This is a genomic window from Escherichia sp. KTE96 (genome assembly GCF_000408525.1).
Taxonomy (GTDB): domain Bacteria; phylum Pseudomonadota; class Gammaproteobacteria; order Enterobacterales; family Enterobacteriaceae; genus Escherichia; species Escherichia marmotae.
On sequence record NZ_KE137147.1, the window covers coordinates 368,523 to 387,384 of the forward strand.

General features: G+C 47.0%; 19 protein-coding genes. All 19 read right to left on the reverse strand.

Annotated elements, in window-relative coordinates:
• Nucleotides 1-79 precede the first annotated feature (79 nt).
• The 19 genes from A1WG_RS16470 to pppA all read right to left on the reverse strand — a co-directional run bounded on the left by A1WG_RS16470 (nt 80) and on the right by pppA (nt 18,800).
• On the reverse strand, nt 80-1,237 hold the full coding sequence (locus tag A1WG_RS16470) for a tetratricopeptide repeat protein (protein WP_001517072.1): 1,158 nt from the start codon (nt 1,235-1,237) through the stop codon (nt 80-82).
• A gap of 35 nt (nt 1,238-1,272) precedes the next feature.
• Nucleotides 1,273-2,463 (reverse strand): CDP-glycerol glycerophosphotransferase family protein, encoded by a 1,191-nt coding sequence (locus A1WG_RS16465; protein WP_001517073.1) that lies wholly within the window; start codon nt 2,461-2,463, stop codon nt 1,273-1,275.
• A 6-nt stretch (nt 2,464-2,469) separates the two neighbouring features.
• Nucleotides 2,470-3,642 carry a glycosyltransferase family 29 protein gene (locus tag A1WG_RS16460; protein WP_178964525.1) on the reverse strand — a complete coding sequence of 391 codons (1,173 nt, stop codon included), beginning with the start codon at nt 3,640-3,642 and terminating at the stop codon, nt 2,470-2,472.
• A 180-nt stretch (nt 3,643-3,822) separates the two neighbouring features.
• Nucleotides 3,823-4,218: an FAD synthase family protein gene (locus A1WG_RS16455; protein WP_001517075.1), complete on the reverse strand. Its 396-nt coding sequence runs from the start codon at nt 4,216-4,218 to the stop codon at nt 3,823-3,825.
• Nucleotides 4,219-4,387: 169 nt separating this feature from the next.
• Complete coding sequence (locus tag A1WG_RS16450; RefSeq protein WP_001517076.1) at nt 4,388-5,062, reverse strand: ABC transporter ATP-binding protein; 675 nt, start codon at nt 5,060-5,062, stop codon at nt 4,388-4,390.
• On the reverse strand, nt 5,059-5,835 hold the full coding sequence (locus tag A1WG_RS16445; protein WP_001517077.1) for an ABC transporter permease: 777 nt from the start codon (nt 5,833-5,835) through the stop codon (nt 5,059-5,061). Before A1WG_RS16445 ends, A1WG_RS16450 begins: the two co-directional genes overlap by 4 nt.
• A 1,200-nt stretch (nt 5,836-7,035) precedes the next feature.
• Nucleotides 7,036-7,572 (reverse strand): GspM family type II secretion system protein YghD, encoded by a 537-nt coding sequence (gene yghD / locus A1WG_RS16440; protein WP_001517079.1) that lies wholly within the window; start codon nt 7,570-7,572, stop codon nt 7,036-7,038.
• A 1-nt stretch (nt 7,573) separates the two neighbouring features.
• Complete coding sequence (gene gspL, locus A1WG_RS16435; protein WP_001517080.1) at nt 7,574-8,752, reverse strand: type II secretion system protein GspL; 1,179 nt, start codon at nt 8,750-8,752, stop codon at nt 7,574-7,576.
• Nucleotides 8,749-9,726, reverse strand: coding sequence for a type II secretion system minor pseudopilin GspK (gene gspK / locus A1WG_RS16430; protein ID WP_016242545.1), 978 nt, complete (start codon nt 9,724-9,726; stop codon nt 8,749-8,751). Before gspK ends, gspL begins: the two co-directional genes overlap by 4 nt.
• Nucleotides 9,723-10,328, reverse strand: a complete 606-nt coding sequence (gspJ, locus tag A1WG_RS16425; protein WP_000822464.1) for a type II secretion system minor pseudopilin GspJ — start codon at nt 10,326-10,328, stop codon at nt 9,723-9,725. The genes gspK and gspJ overlap by 4 nt, the downstream gene beginning before the upstream one ends.
• On the reverse strand, nt 10,325-10,696 hold the full coding sequence (gene gspI, locus A1WG_RS16420) for a type II secretion system minor pseudopilin GspI (RefSeq protein ID WP_000820075.1): 372 nt from the start codon (nt 10,694-10,696) through the stop codon (nt 10,325-10,327). The genes gspJ and gspI overlap by 4 nt, the downstream gene beginning before the upstream one ends.
• Nucleotides 10,693-11,256: a type II secretion system minor pseudopilin GspH gene (gene gspH / locus A1WG_RS16415; RefSeq protein WP_001517082.1), complete on the reverse strand. Its 564-nt coding sequence runs from the start codon at nt 11,254-11,256 to the stop codon at nt 10,693-10,695. The genes gspI and gspH overlap by 4 nt, the downstream gene beginning before the upstream one ends.
• A gap of 3 nt (nt 11,257-11,259) precedes the next feature.
• Entirely contained in the window at nt 11,260-11,715 is a 456-nt protein-coding gene (gspG, locus tag A1WG_RS16410) for a type II secretion system major pseudopilin GspG (protein WP_001517083.1), read from the reverse strand.
• A gap of 16 nt (nt 11,716-11,731) precedes the next feature.
• The gene (gene gspF, locus A1WG_RS16405) at nt 11,732-12,955 is read right to left on the reverse strand and encodes a type II secretion system inner membrane protein GspF (RefSeq protein ID WP_001517084.1); all 1,224 of its coding nucleotides are present in this window, start codon (nt 12,953-12,955) and stop codon (nt 11,732-11,734) included.
• Entirely contained in the window at nt 12,955-14,448 is a 1,494-nt protein-coding gene (gene gspE, locus A1WG_RS16400) for a type II secretion system ATPase GspE (RefSeq protein WP_000249315.1), read from the reverse strand. The genes gspF and gspE overlap by 1 nt, the downstream gene beginning before the upstream one ends.
• Nucleotides 14,448-16,508, reverse strand: a complete 2,061-nt coding sequence (gspD, locus tag A1WG_RS16395; protein ID WP_001517085.1) for a type II secretion system secretin GspD — start codon at nt 16,506-16,508, stop codon at nt 14,448-14,450. The genes gspE and gspD overlap by 1 nt, the downstream gene beginning before the upstream one ends.
• 29 nt (nt 16,509-16,537) lie before the next feature.
• Complete coding sequence (gene gspC / locus A1WG_RS16390) at nt 16,538-17,497, reverse strand: type II secretion system protein GspC (RefSeq protein ID WP_000135106.1); 960 nt, start codon at nt 17,495-17,497, stop codon at nt 16,538-16,540.
• A gap of 17 nt (nt 17,498-17,514) precedes the next feature.
• A complete protein-coding gene (gene gspS2, locus A1WG_RS16385; protein ID WP_001309757.1) occupies nt 17,515-17,925 on the reverse strand; it encodes a type II secretion system pilot lipoprotein GspS-beta in 411 nt (136 codons plus the stop codon).
• Nucleotides 17,926-17,990: 65 nt separating this feature from the next.
• On the reverse strand, nt 17,991-18,800 hold the full coding sequence (pppA, locus tag A1WG_RS16380; protein ID WP_000895881.1) for a prepilin peptidase PppA: 810 nt from the start codon (nt 18,798-18,800) through the stop codon (nt 17,991-17,993).
• Between the last annotated feature and the right edge of the window lie 62 nt (nt 18,801-18,862).

Consider the following 18,862-nt stretch of genomic DNA (forward strand, 5'->3'; position numbering starts at 1 on the left):
ATTTCCACATCAGAGGTGGTTGCAAAACAACCACCCCTTGCAGTCATATTTTTTATATCTGCATGGATTTTAATATTAATTATGAAAAATAAGTATCATACCTTTTTTTATACGTTTCACTTTCAGGGGATAGACTATATGCCATTTGGGCCATTTTTTTTGCATCTTCCAATAACCCTTTCCTTTCATATATTAGAGATAGATTATAATATGAGCCAGCAGATGAAGGCATTAAAGATATATATTCATAGAAATGCTGTATTGCCTGATCATATTTTTTTGACATCCTTAATGACTTTGCCAAATTATATTTAGCTGTTGTAAAATGTGGCGAAATACCGACAACAAAAGCAAACTGCTCTACAGCTAAAGTATAGTTCTTGAGCTCCATATTTACTAAAGCAGAAATAAATATAGCAGGTTCGAGTAAAGGTTCAGCCAACAAAGCCTCCCTGATTAAAGATTGAGCAGTGGAAAATTTTTTGTTGACAAATGCCTGGTAAGACAGGAATATATTTTTTGATAAGATTTTATTATGGCAAAGATTATTAATCTCTTTAATTTCGGGAAGTGTATTATTTTCCACAAAAAAAGTTATTATATTAGGCATTCCATATCTTTTATCTATAAACCGCCCCACACCATGCGTTACTCCTCGAACGGAATACGCTTTAACATTTTTAAGATCTGAAATTCTACTCAATGAAAGTAAATCAGGAAAATCCATTTCCCCACTTAATGCTGTGATTCTACATTTAGAGTTTTTTATAATGGGGCGTAGATTCTTATATATAATTTTTGTCTTTTTAGGAATTCTTTTAGCACTACGGCTCAAGGGATATTTTAGTACCGTGTCAAAGCTAAAGGCTAACACACGACAATCCAGAAGAGCGCCAAATAATGAAGCTGCATATCCTCCCATACTGACGCCTATTGTTATAATCTCGTCACAACCTAGTTTTTCAGAAATATATTTTATTTTTTCTATTGTTTCTGATATTGAAGAACTAAACCCTGGAATACTATCTTGGTACCATTCATTTTTACCATTGTTAATTAACAAAATGTTATATGGCAGTTCATCTGCTGATTTCCAAAAATCAAAGCGGCCATCTTTTTTATCTGTACCTGAAAAAAAGACGAGCAATTTATTAGACGTTTTTTTAATCAGTTTATGAGAAGCCCCATGCTCATTTATATTTAATTGTAAATTCATATTTTTATTATCTAAAATCATAATATGCATCCATTTTTAAAAATTGATAAGTAAGTTTATATTTTTAATTTTCTAGAAAATAAATTTTTCGCTTTTCTGTAAAATGGTAGTTTTTTATTCTTAATGGATTTTTCAAGTTTATTCAGCTTTGGCTTACATGTTCGAAGCTCTTGCACAGTCTCTCTAACATAGAGCTGCGTTTGTGTTAGTGGCGGAATTAACCCATTATATAGTTTTTTTATATAGTTAATACATAGCTGTGAAGCATTTACCTCTTTATCTACGTAAAAAAGACTTTCACGAAGATTTGATGCTCTTAATACAATATCTTGACAGTTATTGAGACAGTGAATTATGGATGGTTCAAAATCAGAAAGACTAGTGCAAACATAACCTATCTCATCTCTATGTTTAAACTCTAAAGATGTAAGATCAAATTTTTGAATACCTATTTTGTTTTTCAATCCAGCTTGATATAGAAGAATAGGTTTTTCTGCATACATACCGTCAAATATAGCCCCAGAAAAATCACTTATAATCAAATCTGCCGCACAAAGCAATTTTAATTGGTCCGCAGAACCATCGTAAACATGTTTTAAGTTTGCTTTCTTTGCAGAATCTACCCATTCAGGTGTTTTTGCATCATTATTGTGATGCATCTTTAATATAAGATTATATTTTGATTGTAACCGAGATATTGTATCTAGAAGTTCAAAATATGAACCCAACTCCCCCCAAGTAGGCATGTAAAGCAATGTCTTTTTGGTTATATCTAATTTTAATTCTTTATAAAGCTCTTCTCTATTTGAGTAAATTTGTTTGTACTCTAACCAATTATCAAACTTTGGATTTCCAACAGGATAGGATGGCGCATAGTGAGAAACAATATTAGATGAATAGTCACCATACATTAAATTCATGTCAGCAAGAGAACGCCATTCACCATAATTATGGCGCTCCTTTGCTAAACCATATTGTATTGAGACTAATTTACTATTTTTAATTTTCTCAATACCTGGGAAAGCCGACTGAAAAAGTAAGATATCATGAGTCCCATCAATAACGGGAACATCATGGGGCTCAATATACACTATACTCCATGATTTGTTATTAATTAACTCCTTGGGAAACAAGGCAAGGTTATTGTTTTTCCTAATAATAAAAATAGTTGGTTTTTCTAATTTTAATGCAATAGATTTGAATTGAATCAACTGGAATGGATTCCAGATTATAAATCCTACTTTCATATTTATTCACTTTGTAATTTGTTCAAAAATTATTCTTTCTTTATCCCATTCATGCAGGTGGGTTCCCACTTCATTCTCATCAACAAAATAATGAGTATGAAAATCTTTATTGTTATGGAAATGAGTAAAACCGAACAAACATTCTTTGGGTATTTTACCAACTATAGAGTAAACCCAATAGGCAACAGCTAATCCTGTACTTGGTAGACCATCTAGTTTTTTTATAAGTGATTTGTATACATGATTTGGTATAACCGTATATTCCATTTCCATTAATTGTGGTGCAAGAAAGTATTTGTTTGCATCTCTTCTTTTTATTGTGAAATTATTCGCCGCAAAAATAACAAGTCTATTGTTTTTGAGATTTTTATTACTTACTTCTTTATTTGCCACTCTAACCCATATATCCTGCTTTGTACCATAATCATCCGGATAGTCCAGCGTATAATTGTTTATTCTAATCACTGTTTTTTTAGAATCAATCAACGCTCCATGACCAGTATTTATTTCTGTTGGTGCATTCCCAACAATACAAAAACTACCAGCGGAATTTCTAATTGATTTTATAAACTCATTTCGTGATTTTAAGATGTGAGAATATTGTTCACTTCCTCTTTTTATATATGGATCATTAAAAATCTTATTCTTTTTAATCTTGTTAAAAATATAAGGACTGCTTGTATATTTCAACAGAAACTTTTTCCCTATCTGCTTAATAATTTCATTAGCTTTAGCATCTTTATCTTTTTGATATAACATTATTGCCAAGCGTAATTTTTGACTTTTATTTAAATTTCTCAATGATACATCAGAGCAAAGTCGTGATATTATTCTTTTAAGTCTCTCTGATTTATAGCCATATTTTTGTGAAATAAAATCAGAATACCTAAGATTAATAGTTATTTCTTTATTTCTGTAATGAGCTGAAATAAAATGTTTTTCTGTAATATCGCTATAGTTACGATGTCTTAGTAACCAATCAGCAATTGAGTAATGAATGTAACGTGATTTTGCTTTATTGAATAAGTGAAAAGGTACTATCCCTACATTATCATGCGTTTTTTTTATCTTTATAAACAGCAAAGAATTAATAAAATGCAAAAAATGAACTTTACGTATAAACCAAGAACCTTGTAACTTCACTACATTATCTTCACCTATAAAAATGAGTAATCTCATTATTAGCTTGTCATAAATACTATATCTAGAAAAATAAACGTCTTGCGTTTTTTTTATGAGTGTTTTCTTTATTGACATATTATGCAAGTTTCTTTTGTTAGTTCGCTCTAAGCCTCATCAGACATAGGTGTTCATTCCCTTTTCAAGGGAATGAACACCTGCCTGAACACAAACATTAATTTAACTGTATTTTTTAATATCCGTGATAAGTTTTGTAGTAGAAATGCCTTCCGTTCTTGGTAAATAAATAACCTTGCATAATTTTTTAAACATATCAAACTTACCTTCCCAGTCATTACCCATAATAAGAATATCAGCTTTGTATTGCTTTATGTATTCACCTTTTAATTCGAGTGATTCTTCTAGAAACACGTCATCAACATATTGTAGTGAACGAATAATTTCACATCGTTCGTTTTCTGGGTAAACTGGATATCTTTGCTTTTTAGAGAAACTTAATGCATCGGATGAAACACCAACAATTAAGCGATCACCATATTTTTTTGCTCTTTCTAAAATCTTGATGTGGCCAATATGCAAAACATCAAATGTTCCAAAGGTTATGACTGTACGCATTTTATATTCCAATTCATAAAAAGTGAGATTTATTGATAACGGAAATCAAGATTTAGCAAAATAAATACCATCGCCATCAACCTCACCTCATGTAGTCAGTAAATACAAATGAGAACAAGGCGACTTTGTGATAATAATTGCATGAATTACATAACTTGAATAAAGATAATTAACATGTATTAGTTGTCATGTTGTTTTTATACTCCTCTACCCCTTCTTGGACATCCTCATAAAAACCAATCGCATTATCGTCCTTAAACACAATCGCCACATCGCAAAACTCTTTCAATGAATTCAAACTATGTGAAACCATTAAAAAACTAGATTCTTTATGCCTTTCTTTAAACAATTGAGCGCACTTTTCTTTAAACCTGGCATCACCGACCGCTGTTACTTCATCGACGATATAATAATCAAACTTAAATGCCATGCTTAAACCAAAACCTAAACGCGATCGCATACCAGATGAGTAAGTTTTAATCGGCATATCAAAGTACTTACCGAGTTCGGCAAATTCTTCGACAAACTCAATTTTCTCTTTCAGTTCTTCTTGCTTTGCATATAACCGCGCAACAAATTTTACGTTTTCGCGTCCGGTTAAACTTCCCTGAAATCCACCGGCGAGGCCAACTGGCCATGATATCGTTTTATTGGTGATGATCTTTCCGCTATCGGGGCGGTCAATACCACCAATCATTCTCAATAACGTTGATTTACCTGCACCATTACGACCAATAAAGGCAACGCTTTTTCCTGAAGGGATTTCAATGTTTAAATCCTTAAACACATAGTGTCGCCCCGTTGGGGTACGATATGACTTTGTCAAATTCTCAATCTTAATCATGATGTCAGCATTGCCTCCTCACGAGTTCGGTATAAAGCCAGACCAATGAACAGAGTTATCAATGTGAACATTGCCAGGTAGTTCAGACTTACGCCTTCGCTGATATAGCCAGGCATAACAGCCTCGCGGCTTAACTCCACCACATGTACTAATGGGTTCCAGAGTAGATAAGACCAATATTGCTTAGGAATTGAGTGTAGAGGGAACATGATGCAGGAGATGAAATACAGCGGCTTAAGCAATATCGGTAGAACCTTTTGCATTTCGGGGAAGGTTTTACCAACGACCATGAATATTAAGCCAATGCTGCATGAAAGTATGATCAGCAGACTCCAGGTAGCCACAAGTTGTAAAAAATTTGTTATCTCGAAATATTCGCCTGCCATCCTGACAATGAGCATAAGCAGAATATAAACAGCAACGTAAATCAGCGTCTCAAGCAGGGCGCGCGCAATGATCGTATCGATGGGTTTTACTGGACGATAATTAAACAGCCCCAGGTTCGCTTCAATAGCACTTACAGAACGTTTGCTAATACTGCTAAAGATAAAAAAGGGAATCAGGCCATTAAGTAAAAACACCGGGAACGAGATGTCTGGCATCGTGCGGTGCATAATGTAACCAAAAATGCCCAACAGTATCAGCAAATGCGCAGAGGGTTCGAGAATCGCCCACAAATATCCCAGACGGAACTTACCAAAGCGTGTTCGTATTTCTCGTAGAAATAATGCCTCTACGGTGACTTTCTGGACTTCAAATCCACTTCTTGCCATTTGATGATGTGATCCTAATCTCTTCAGGTACGCTACCGCCCCTGGCTTAACAGCTACCAATACACTGGAGGTAATACTTGTTTGTAACTGGATAAATTTTATTCAGACCAATCAGGCACTTTGTAGCACCCGCGACCAATTTCGCCGGAAATTATTTCGGCAGGGATAAATTGGTTTATTTCTGTCTCTTTTCTCTATCCTATTCTTCAGGCATGAATGTATTCGGTCTTCCTGGAATGTCAGGAAAACAAGCCATTTCAGAATGTAGAGTTAATTCCCATGAAAATGCCCCATCGTTATTTCTACCTCTTTGTGACTACTCTTTATGGCTAAAAAAAGACACAAAGCTTCATGCATCCTGGATTACACCGGAACACATATCTTCATAACGATTTGTTAATTTCGCGAGAAATTATTATTTATTACCAATATTAACTACTTGATTATAAATCCTCATAAGAATTTGGTGTGCAACAACACCTGCAATCTGCCTTATCTCAGAACGCACGCGATTTATTACCCTTAAATTGTTTTCTGCGAAACTATTTCCCTATTTAAAATTCACTCATTCACTGCTTGTTTATATCTCCTATATACCTGATACAGTAATATTTGTGATTAAGATCACACTGAAATAGTTTTATTTAGCTCACGCGAAGTAATACCTACAGAAACTATTTCTATCAATTAAAATATACAACATGATTATTTGCTGCGTGCATTTTGACCTGTATTATGACCAGCACTATCCTCAGATTGATATATCAAACGGGATAATGTTTAAAATTGATTAATAATTTCTGTGGAAATTGTTTTTTTATTTAAAATTTACTTCCTGATTGTCTCCAGGAATTTTATCAATTTCCAGGCTACACAAAATACAGATCAGTTAATAATTATCCTATATGTTTTTCCCTATCAATTACCACTCAATGATTTATGAAATCTATTAATACTGGTAATATATCACCACTCTTAAGCGTATTTGCAGTCAGGAAAAGTATTGATTAACGGGGGTTAAATAGTGAGAAACGAATTTCTGCAGTATTGCTGAACACTCCATGATGGTATGGAAGGAGGACTCATTCTTACGACATCAATACTCAGCCCGGTGAGCGAGTTTGACAGTTCCGCACTCACCATTGGGCTAAGGGTTATCAGGTGGAGTTAAGGGGATGACTATGACAAGGATGGCAACACCTACCCCCGCCTAAACTCCAGTCGCTGCACATTCACCATTCCTGGCTTCTCACCTGCACTGACATCAATTTGTGTCACCCGCAGCGCATACTTTTCATCCAGTGCGTTTAACCAGTTCAGCAGGTCATTAAACACCACCGGATCTATCCAGACCTGGATATTCTCCCCACGCTCGGCTATCCGCTTGATGACCACAGAATGCGCGGAAGCGCTGTCACTGATAACCCGCGATACCTGTGCAGGCGTTGTCGTGCCGGATTTTCGCGCTGCGATAATATCCGGTGCGGCGCGTTTCAGTCGGGTGTTCATCACCTCCAGTTGCTGCAACATCGTCTCCTGTTGCTCTATCCGTTCGCTCAACGGCTGCCAGATGAGGACGTAATATCCGGCGCTAAACAGGAACGCCGCCGCGGCCAGTAACATGCCCTTTTCGCGCGGCGAACGCCCCGCCAGGTGTTGTGCCAGCCAGTGTTCGCCACGGCTTAACTGGCGCTCACACCATTGCTGAAAATAGTGAATCAATTTATCGCGTAACATGTTATTTCCTCCGCAACGTTACGCCGCCGGAAACCGCATCACCCTCTTTCTGTAACGCGTCCTGTTGCACAACATAATCTGCCGCCAGTGCGCTACGCAGTTTGTCGAAACTGGCAAAGCTCGCTGCCCGCAACTGAAGGTGGAGCGTCTGGCGTTTTTGATCAAAGGTGAAACCACGCATCTCAATGTCGGAAAGTGATGCCGATTTCAGGGTGCTGGCGATCGCTGACAACTCGGCAAGTAGCCTGGTATCGTCAGTCTGTGGGCGATATTTTTTCATCGCCATCGTCACCTGAGAGCGCAAATTCACAATCCGCTTCTGCTCCGGGAACAACGTTAAGAACTGTTTCTCTGCCTGGGCGCGGCTTTGCGCCACCTGTTCGCTGACGCTCCATAACGTCACGCCCCGTTCCACTGCCAGCGCAACCAGAATCAGCAATACAGGCAGAACCATCACCCGCCAGCGCGCCCACTGTTTTCGGTAGCTGACGCGAGGTTGCCACTGCCCTGTCAGCAGGTTCCCTTCTGGTTCACCGCAGGTGGTAATAGCGGGCAGAGACGTGATCGTCAGGCGTCCGGCGTCTGCGCCAGCCCATGCAGATAGCTCTTCCGGTGCAATGCCGACCACGGTTAACGAAAGCGGTGATTCCTGCTCATTGAGCTGTGCGCGGAACATGACCGGAGCCAGCGCCCACCCGGCACTCCATCCCCGACATTCATCAATGCGGCAGATAACCCGTTGCGCATCGCCAGCCATAGAGCCACAAGGAATGGACATCCAGTCCGGCACGACGATAGCGCGGGTGATACCGTTTTCCTGCAACCATTGCGCAATATTGCGCATATGCTGCTGGTGAATCACTGCCACAGTTGCCAGTTGCTGGTCGATTTTCAACGGCGCAAAATGCAGTTCATCAATATCCTGGTTCAGCTCTTCTTCCAGTAAGGCGGGCAGAATAGTCGGTATCTGCTTACGGGGAACATCAGGCAGTTCAACCTGCCAGATGCTGATCCATTCGCCGGGAATGTAGAGCCGAATCGTATCAGTTTGCAGCCATTGCTGAAGCTGTTCGTCGGCAATGTCAGGCCAGATGCCGTGCTCAGCATCGACGGTACAGCGCTGCCAACGAATGGAGTCAGAGGCGCAAAGCGGGAAAAAAATCTCAAGCATGGAACTCACTCACTTTCTCCTGTCTGATGCCAGAGAACCGAAAAGTGTTGTGGCCCCATGCGGACAATTAACGAATTCATCGTCAGTTCAATCTCATTCACGGTGATATCTGAACGCAGCCAGAAGTAGTTGCTGTCCACGCTCAGGACGGTTTTTAGCTGTTTTTTTGTACGCTCATCGACGTCAGCGAGTAGCGGCTGTGCAAGAAACTGATCGACATCTTCCCAGCCCTTCGCCGGACGTTGTTGTAATAATGCTCGCGCCTGAACAGGGCTTAACCACGGGTCGAACAGCGCCTCAAGAATCACGCTTTGCGCGACCTCTAAGGTGTTGATGTTGATTTGTTGGTGGGTCATCGGTAGCGCACAGACCAGCGGTTTGAGTTTTTGATAAAGTCCGGCGTCCATTCCCTGCACCACACGCATTTCGCTGATATCCGCCAGCGGTTGATTCACGGCGTAGAACGGCACCGAGCGGGCGAGATACTCACTGTCTTCACGACCCAGCCGCGTTTGCACGCTGCGATCTTCGTCAATAAACTCCCACAGACTTTCGGCTATCAGCTCAGCCCGATAAGCAGGCACATCGAGACGCGTGATCAAGGCAATCAACTGTTGCACCGCAAGCGGACGCGTCGCCGTCGTCGACTGTGCGAGAGCATTCAGATTAAAGCAGGCCTGTGCGTCACGCAGGGTGACGGCAATTTGCCCCTGCGGCAGTGGGAAAAAACGGGGGCCGGAAGCCCACGGCTGTGCCAGATACACGCGTTGTTCATTTTTCAGGCTCAGGCTGAGCGCGCTCAGCGCCAGGCTTTCTGCACTGGCGCTGTACCACAGTGCCTGCTGGTACTCCTGCTGGCTGCGCGTTCGCCCAAGTTGTTGCTGCATCCGCCCGGAAAGTGTGATGGTTACCAGCATTATGACCGCCAGCAATACCAGCACCACGACCAGTGCCATTCCGCGTTTTGGTGGTGAGGTGATCATGATAATTGCGGCCCACGTAACAACCAGATGCGTTCAATCTCGCCCCATTGCGGCGAATGCAGAGTCATGCGCACCGCCACAGGGATCGCCTGCCCTGACGACCAACTCGCCTGCCAGCGCGTGCCGTCGTAGAACTGCAAACGGAGCGAATCCGCCGGAATTAATTTTTGCGTTGTTGGCTTCACGCTGCCCGCTGCATCGGTCAGCGGCCAGGCTAACCGTTCAAGGTAACCGTCATGAATGCGGTAACCGACAGTGAGCAGATTACTGCGCGGCAGGCGCATCAACGGATTAACCACGCCGCCACGCACAAAGCGCATCCCTTCACTCTCAGACGCCAGCACGCCTGCACCCGCCAGTAACGCCGGTTCTCTCTGGCCCTGCTCGCCTCTTACCAGACGCGGCATCATTTGGGTCAGATCGTGGGTCAGAAAACTCATCGTTTGCTGCATGAGGTTGAGTTTTTGATCGTGCTCCGCGACGGCGCTATTCACGCGCGTGACACCGTTTGTCACCTGCTGCGCCATCAGTGCCAGTGAGGCAAAAATGGCAATTGCCACCAGCATTTCCAGTAACGTAAAACCAGGGCGAATCCTTTTCACTGTTGGCCTCCCACGGCGCTAAACCAGGCGCGCCGTGACTGAACCACCGGCGAAAAGTCTTCGTGAAGGCTGACTTCAATATCCACCGCCTGGAGCAACGCGTTGCCTGTATTCAGTGGGATCGTTCGCCAGTACCAGCGGTTTCCTGCCATATCGCTCTCGCCCTGATGCCTGACCGCCCGCTGTTCGCGGGTCATCAGGTAGAGCAGTGCGATCTGGTTTTCGGCCACCCAGCCAGCTACCGTTTTCTCCTCAAGAACCTGCTGATTGTTTAGCGCGCCGCTGGCGATCTGTAATACCGCCGTGGCAGCCAGCGCAAAAATCGCCAGTGCGATCATCACTTCCAGCAAGGTAAATCCGCGCTTCATGGCATCCTCTCATCACATTGACTGAGAGATAACGCGCCATCGTGCGCCAGTTTCACCGCCTGGCATTCGTTTTGCGCCGCAGAATAAAAGCGCAGCGTAAACGGTGTGGCAGGTTCAAAAGGCGAGAAGCGGATTTGCGGTGTCTTCTTTTTCGCCTCTTTTTGCAGCTCCAGTTCAATATCATGCAGCGTCAGGCGACGACGTTGCAGCTCCAGCGCATACTCCTTCTGCCAGATATCACTGCCGGGTTGTAACAGCATCTGCACCTGTTTCGGCACCGTAACCTGTGCCGATAACCGGGGCGCGGAAACGGGCAACCACTGCCCCTGGCGACGCTGCATAAACTGGTAGCCGGGCGGGTCGATTAGCACACCGAGTGTTTGCCCTTCGATCACTGCCTTGTCCTTAAACTGCGCAAAGCGAGTCAGAAAATCCTGCGCCGCTTTTTTCGCAGGCGATTCAGAATCGGTCGCAAAAGTCTGTACCACGCCTGCACTGGCAAGGCCGATCAGGAAAATCACCAGCATGATTTCCAGAAGAGTGAATCCGCGTCCAGGCACTGATTACTGAAACTCCTGTAAATTCCAGTTACCGATATCTGCGGCAGCCCCTTCTCCGTTTTCCTGACCATCCGCCCCTAAGGTGTAAACATCAAACATCCCTTTTTCACCCGGGCTGAGATACTGATAATCATTGCCCCACGGATCTTTTGGTAGCCGTTTAATGTACCCACCGGTACGGTAGTTGCGAGAATCTGCCATATTGGCCGGTTGCTGGATCAGCGCCTCAAGCCCCTGCTCGGTGGTTGGATAACGCCCGTTATCCAGTCGGTACATGTCCAGCGCGTTTTCCAGCGCCACGATATCGCTGATGGCTTTTTGCCTGTCCGCTTTCTCTTTGTTGCCCAGCAGGTTAGGCACCACCAGACTTGCCAGGACGCCAAGAATAACAATCACCACCATCACTTCCAGCAGGGTAAAACCTGCCCGTGGTTTTTGCGTGCGGGATAACGAATTCATGTGATAACTCCGTAAATTACATTCCAACCATATTGTTCAGTTGCAGCATCGGTTCGAGGATGGCGATGACGATAAACAGCACCACGCCCGCCATCATCACCACCAGCGCCGGTTCAAACAGCCCTAACGCCAGCCCCACCTGGGTATCAAACTCTCTTTCCTGGTTGACCGCGGCCTGTTCAAGCATGGTTTCCAGCTCGCCGCTCTGTTCACCAGAGGCGATCATGTACAACATCATCGGCGGGAACAGGCGCAGATCCGCCAGCGCGGCGCGCAGACTGCTTCCTTCGCGGACGCGATCTGCCGCCAGTAGCAGTTGCTGCTCGACATAGCGATTTGCCGACACGGCGGCAGCGGTCTGAATGCCTTCCAGCAGCGGAACACTGCTGGCGGTGAGGATGCTTAACGTGCGGGAAAAACGCGCCGTATTCAGCCCGCGAGCAACCCGCCCCGTCACGGGCAAGCGCAGCAAAGTTTTATCCCAGCGCAGCCGCATAGTCGGCTTTTTGAGTAGCCGTTGCCCCAGCACCAGAAGCCCCAGCAATCCCGCCAGCCAATAAACGCCGCTGGCTTGTAAGGCGGCGCTCATGGCGATAAGGGTGCGGGTGGAGGCGGGCAGCGCGTGTCCGAGGTGATCGAACTGTTCGATAATTTTCGGCACCACCGCCGTCAGCAAAATAGTGACCACACCCGTTGCCACCACCAACAGCACCAGCGGGTAGAGCATGGCCTGCAGCAGTCGTGATTTCAGGCGCTGGCGCTGTTCGGTGTAATCCGCCAGGCGATTGAGCACCACATCGAGATGCCCGGATTTTTCTCCGGCAGCCACCATCGAACAAAACAGGGAATCAAAGACGCGGGGGTGTTCGCGCAGGCTGTCCGACAGGGTGTAACCCTCCTGAATCCGGCTGCGCAGCGCCATTCCCAGACTTTTCACATGCAGTTTTTCGCTTTGCTCACTGACCGCCTGTAAGCAGGTTTCCAGCGGCATTGCTGCCTGAACCAACGTTGCCAGTTGGCGGGTGAACAGCGCCAGATCTGCCGCCGCCACACGACGATGTGCGTGCCGCCGACGCTGCAACATTCCCCCTGACGAAGCATTCAGCCGGGCTTCAATGTGCACGGGAATGAGGTCTTTAGCGCGCAACAACTGGCGGGCATGACGCGCGGAATCCGCCTCAATCATGCCTTTGGTTTTGCGGCCATTACGCTGTAGTGCCTGATAGTAAAACAGTGCCATTACGCCTCCATCGTTACCCGCAGCACTTCATCGAGAGAGGTTTCTCCGGCGAGTACTTTCTCAATGCCGTTGCTGCGGATACCCGCAGAGTGTTGCCGGACATAACGTTCCAGCTCCAGTTCCCCGGCCTGACGGTGGATCAAATCACGCAATGTGGCGTCCACCACGATCAGCTCATGGATGGCGGTACGCCCACGAAAACCTTTGTGATTACAGGCGGGGCAGCCCTGCGGATGGTACAGAGTGACGGTTCGCGCATCGGTAATCCCCAACAGACGTTTTTCTTCGTCAGTGGCAGGTGCGGGCTGGCGGCAGTCGGGGCACAGCGTGCGAACCAGTCGCTGCGCCATCACGCCCGTCAGACTGGAAGAGAGCAGGAAAGGCTCCACGCCCATATCCTGCAAACGCGTGATTGCCCCCACCGCCGTGTTGGTATGCAACGTGGAAAGAACCAGGTGCCCCGTAAGCGATGCCTGAACAGCGATTTCTGCGGTTTCGGTATCGCGGATCTCACCGACCATCACCACATCAGGGTCCTGACGCAAAATTGCACGCAGGCCACGGGCGAAGGTCATGCCGACACGGGTGTTGACCTGCGTCTGACCGATCCCTTCAATCATGTATTCGATGGGGTCTTCAACCGTGAGAATGTTGCGCGAGTGGTTGTTCAGCTCCTGCAATCCGGCGTACAGCGTGGTGCTTTTGCCAGAACCCGTCGGCCCCGTCACCAGAAAGATGCCGTGCGGTTTGTGCAGTAACTGGCGCAACTGCGCGGTCAGTTCATGACTCAGCCCCAGACGCTCCAGCGTCAGGCGAGCCTGGTTTTTGTCCAGCAGTCGCAGCACCACGCGCTCGCCCCAGGCAGAAGGCATGGTGGAGACACGCACGTCAATCGCCCGACCGCCCAGCAACAGCGCAATACGTCCATCCTGCGGCACGCGCTTTTCGGCAATGTCCAGCCGCGCCATCACCTTGATACGCGACACCAGCAGCGAGGCCAGTTTGCGCCCGGGACGCAGCATTTCATGTAGCGTTCCGTCTACACGAAAACGGATCACCAGACTCTTTTCAAACGTCTCAATGTGGATATCCGAAGCGCCTTCTTTAATTGCCTCTGCCAGCATGGCGTTGATCAGTTTGATGATCGGCGCATCGTCGTCACTTTCCAGCAGATCTTCCGTTTCCGGCAGCTCTTCTGCGAGGGTAAAGAAGTCCTCGGCGGAACCGAGATCTTCCATCAACTGGCGAGCTTCGGAAGAGTCCCGCTGCCAGACCGCATTCAGCCGCTGTTCAAATTCGGCCTCGTCGATTTGCCGCAGCGTAAAGGGCGCGTTCAGCCCCCGTTGCAGCTCCTGCAAAACAGAGAGCGACAACGGATGAACATGGAGGATCTCCAGCGACGCTTCGCACCATGCCACCAGGCTAAACCGACGGCTGAAACTGTAGGGCAGACGCACGGTGTTAGCGGAGGTTTCCTGTGCTACAGGCACCATTAACGCGTTCTCCCGGCATTGAGGAACGCGCGAACTTCCGGCGGTAAGGCCTGGTTTTGCGCTGGTAGTACCGGCTGCGCAGTGTTCGGCATCAGGCTTAAGCCTTGCTCATCGCGATAGATCTGCTCGGCGCGCATATAGTTATATTTGCGCTGCGAAACGCCGTCTGCCGCCATACCGTCACGCAGAATAGTCGGGCGGATAAACACCATCAGATTACGTTTTTCTTTTTTATCTGCCGTGGACTTAAACAGGTTGCCAATCAACGGGATATCGCCCAGCAACGGCACTTTCGCCACGCTTTCTCCCGCCTGGTCGTCCATCAGACCGCCAAGCACAATCAGCTCACCATCGTTAGCCAGCACGGTAGTCTTCAGTTTGCGCTCGCCAAACACCACATCGAGGCTGGTCTGTCCTTCCACCTTCGACACTTCCTGCTCAATCACCATCTGTACCGCGTTACCTTCGTTAATCTGCGGCGTGACTTTCAGCATGATGCCGACTTTTTTCCTTTCTACCGTGTTGAAAGGATTGCTGTTATTGGAGCCAACGGTAGAACCGGTTAATACCGGAACGTCCTGACCCACCATGAAGAAGGCTTCCTGGTTGTCCAGCGTGGTGATGCTCGGCGTGGAGAGCACGTTGGAGCTGGAGTCGTTTTTAACCGCCTGCACCAGCGCCATCCAGTCGCCTTTCACCACGCCAACCGCCGTACCGCTAAAGCCGGAAAGTAGCTGGGCGAGCGTGGAGAGGTCACCGTTGGTGTCCGGGTTAATGGTGGTGGCACCGTTTTCGCTGATCACCGTGGAGCCTTTCTGCGGCTTCGCTGCAGAAATCGCCGCCCCCAGCGTGCCGATAGGGATCTGCGTGCCATTGGCAAACTGCATTAATCCGGCATCTTTCGACGCCCACTGCACGCCGAAGTTGATATTGCTGCCTTCGGCAACCTCCACGATCAACGCCTCGACATGCACCTGAGCACGGCGGATATCCAGTTGTTCAATCACGCTTTGCAGCGACTGCATGATGTCCTGCGGCGCGGTCACAATCAGGGCATTACTGTGTTTGCTGGCGGCAATAGAAACAACCTCACGTCCGCTACTGACCGTGCCTTCCGCCTCTTCTTTAGCGGCGGTGAGCGTGCCGCTGACCTGTTTCAGAACATCGACCAGATCTTCCGCTTTGCTGTATTTGAGATAGAACACCTGGCTGTTGCCGCTGCGTTCCATTTCTGAATCCAGGCGACGGATCAGACGGCGCATTTTGTCTCGCGTAGCGGGATCGCCGCTGACAATGACGCTGTTAGTGCGTTCATCAGCAACAATCTGTGATTTCAGCGTTGCTGGTTGGTTCTCGCCGCTGTTTTTGGTCAAGCTTTCCAGCACGCGGGCAATTTCCGAGGCCGAGGCGTTATCCAGCGGGATCACCTCTTCGGTGCGGTTTCCCGCATGATCCACGCGCTGAATCACTTCCGTCAGCCGTTCCACAACCGAGGCGCGTCCGGTAAGCATAATCACGTTGGAGGGATCGTAATTAACGACGTTGCCAGAACCCGCGCTGTCGATCATCTGGCGCAGAATCGGTGCCAGTTCGCGTACAGACACATTACGTACCGGCACCACTTTAGTGACCATTTCATCGCCCGCGTAGTTATCGTTACCTTCACCGACCAGCGGCAACGGCTCGACTTTTGCGGCGCTGGATTTCACCACCTTCAGCACGTCGTTTTCCATCGGCACGACGGCATACCCCTGCGCTTCCAGCAGGTTAAGGAATAGCTGGTAATACTGGCGTTCATTGAGCGGGGTCATAGTACGAATACTCACTTTCCCCTGAACGCCCGGCCCCATAATGATGGTTTTATTGAGGTTAGCGCCGACGGTTTCGATAAACGATTTCAGGTCGGTATCTTTAAAATTGGCGGTAAAAGTGGCTTCTTCCGCCCAAACTGGTGAACTGCATAATGCCGCTGCCAGCATCAGCGGCAGTAAACGCTTTTTTGTTTTGAGGCCAGTTGTCTTCTTACGCCAGATCGACAACGTAATATCACGCCAAAACACGATGAATGATTCTCCTGGATTAAATGCGGTTAGCGCAGCGCGATGGAAATGTCGTAGCGCGCACCCTTGCGTAAAACCGTGAGTTGAATGGAATCCATTGAAGGTAACTGCCGCATCAGAGCAATCATTGCTCGTGGATCAGTGAAATCCTGCTGATTTAACGCAATGGCGATATCGCCTTCCTTGAAACCGCTGGCATCGAACAGAGAACGATCTGCCCCCGGTTTCACTGCATAACCGACAATCCCCTCCTTACGCACAGGCGTAAGCTGGATATAGTTAAAAATTTTCTGCGGGTCTTTCGCCAGTGCCTGGCGCACGGCAGCCGGGATCTCAACTGGCGTGCTGGCGGCAGGTTCAGCGGCTGTTTGCTTTGCTTCGTCACTGACGGTTTTTTCATTGGTCACGGCAACGGTGGAACGCTCCTCTTCTGCCAGACTCAGGCGCTCCATTTTTCCCTGATAACGCAGCACCACATGATCGCGATAAATCTCTTCGATCACCGCGTTGTGAGAGTCAAGCCGTTCGCCCAGCAAATAGACCTGCTGTTTGCCGCCTTCTTCAATAACCGCGCCGGGTCTGGCACCAAAGGCGATCCCGCGCAGTACCACGTTAAGACGCGTTTCTGCCACCGGTGCCGGTTCGGGTTGTTTTACCAGTGCAGCAACGGGCTGATATTTGCCAAACCAGTTTTGCTGGCTGATTAATTGCACGTCTTTTTTATCGAACGTTTTTACATCCGCACGGGTCGATTTATTCACCGATGGGGAAATCGCCGTATATTCCGCAGAAAAGGAGATATAGCGCCAGAGTGAATGCGCCATTTTTGCAGAAATAATAAGCAACATCAGCCAGAACATCCCGCGTGCAATTTTGCGCAGATGCTCTTTGTCTGTATTAAGAGATTGTCCCTGGCTAAGAGTGTAACGAATTTTAGTCAGCCATTGATTGAGATAAATTCGTGCGTCACGAAAAACAACCCGCGCCAATTTATATATACCCGACGTTATGCTTTGACTATTCCACAGGTGGTACGATCCAGTTTCCGCTGATACTGGTTGCCTGTGCGTGTATCATTAATCGTTATGCTGTAATTAATCCCCTCAGTGATCATTAATTTCACCGTTGGGTCAGCGCACATTTGTCGTTGATAGCTGGTTAAAAACGCGTCCGGCGTTTGCGTGGTTTGAGCACCCGCTTCGCTGATAATGGTCATTTTTACCGTCGTGCCGCTACTTTGCGCCAGCACTAAGGTATATCCCGCAGATTTAATCGGCAGGTTTTGGCTGATATTTTGCGCCTGTTTTTTCGCCAGCAAACTGGCGTTTTCATTATGGCTTGCGCAGCCACTTAATAATCCTGTAACGCTTAACAATAGCGATATTAATACCCTCCCTGGCATTTGTTTTATCGACATAGTAAATAATCTCTAAGGTTATTAATGAGAGTAAAAATGTCACTTCGATAATGACGTGGTTATCATTAAAACAATGCCTGTAGATAAAGTGTTGCTATACCGCCCAGACTTAAACACGGTCCAAAAGGCAGCGTCGTTGATCCTTTTTTTGTAATAACGGCATATATCAGCCCGCAGCATGATGCAATTAAAGCAACATGGGGTAGCGACAATGCCCCCACCCAGCCACCTAAAGCGGCGAAGAGTAATACATCGCCCATGCCTAATGCTTCTTTACGCAGAATTATTCCGGCCAGCCAGCGAAGGGAGTAAAAAGTGACAAACCCCACCAGTACGCCGGTGACTGCATCTTGTAACGTTAGCGGACTCTGCTGTGCCCATGCCGCAATCAGCCCCGTCCACAATACTCCCTGAGTAAAGACATCGGGCAGCCATTGATTATCGAGGTCGATGATACTCGCGGCAATCAGCCAGGCGGATAATATCATCACCGCCAGCCCCCATCCACTTTCCGGCCAGACCAGACTTGCCAACAAAAAAGCGAGTGCCGTCAATAACTCCACCAGCGGATAACGCTTGCTGATTTTCGTCTGACAATCACGGCAGCGCCCTTTGAGCATCAGCCAGGAGAGCAGCGGAATGTTGTCACGAACGCGGATGGTCTGCTGACAATGCGGACAATGCGAGCGTGGCAGCGCCAGGCTTATTTTTAGCTGCGTGCTCGGCGTTTCACCGTGAAACTCCGCCATTTGTTGGCGAAGCATGATGGGGTAACGCCAGATCACCACATTCAAAAAACTGCCGATGATTAATCCTCCGACGGTTGCCAGGACAGGCATCGCAGCAGGATATTGCTGAAAAACATCAAAAAGCATGGTTAAAGGTTATTTGTTGTAACTTGCCGGATGCGGCGTGAACGCCTTATCCGGCCTACAGG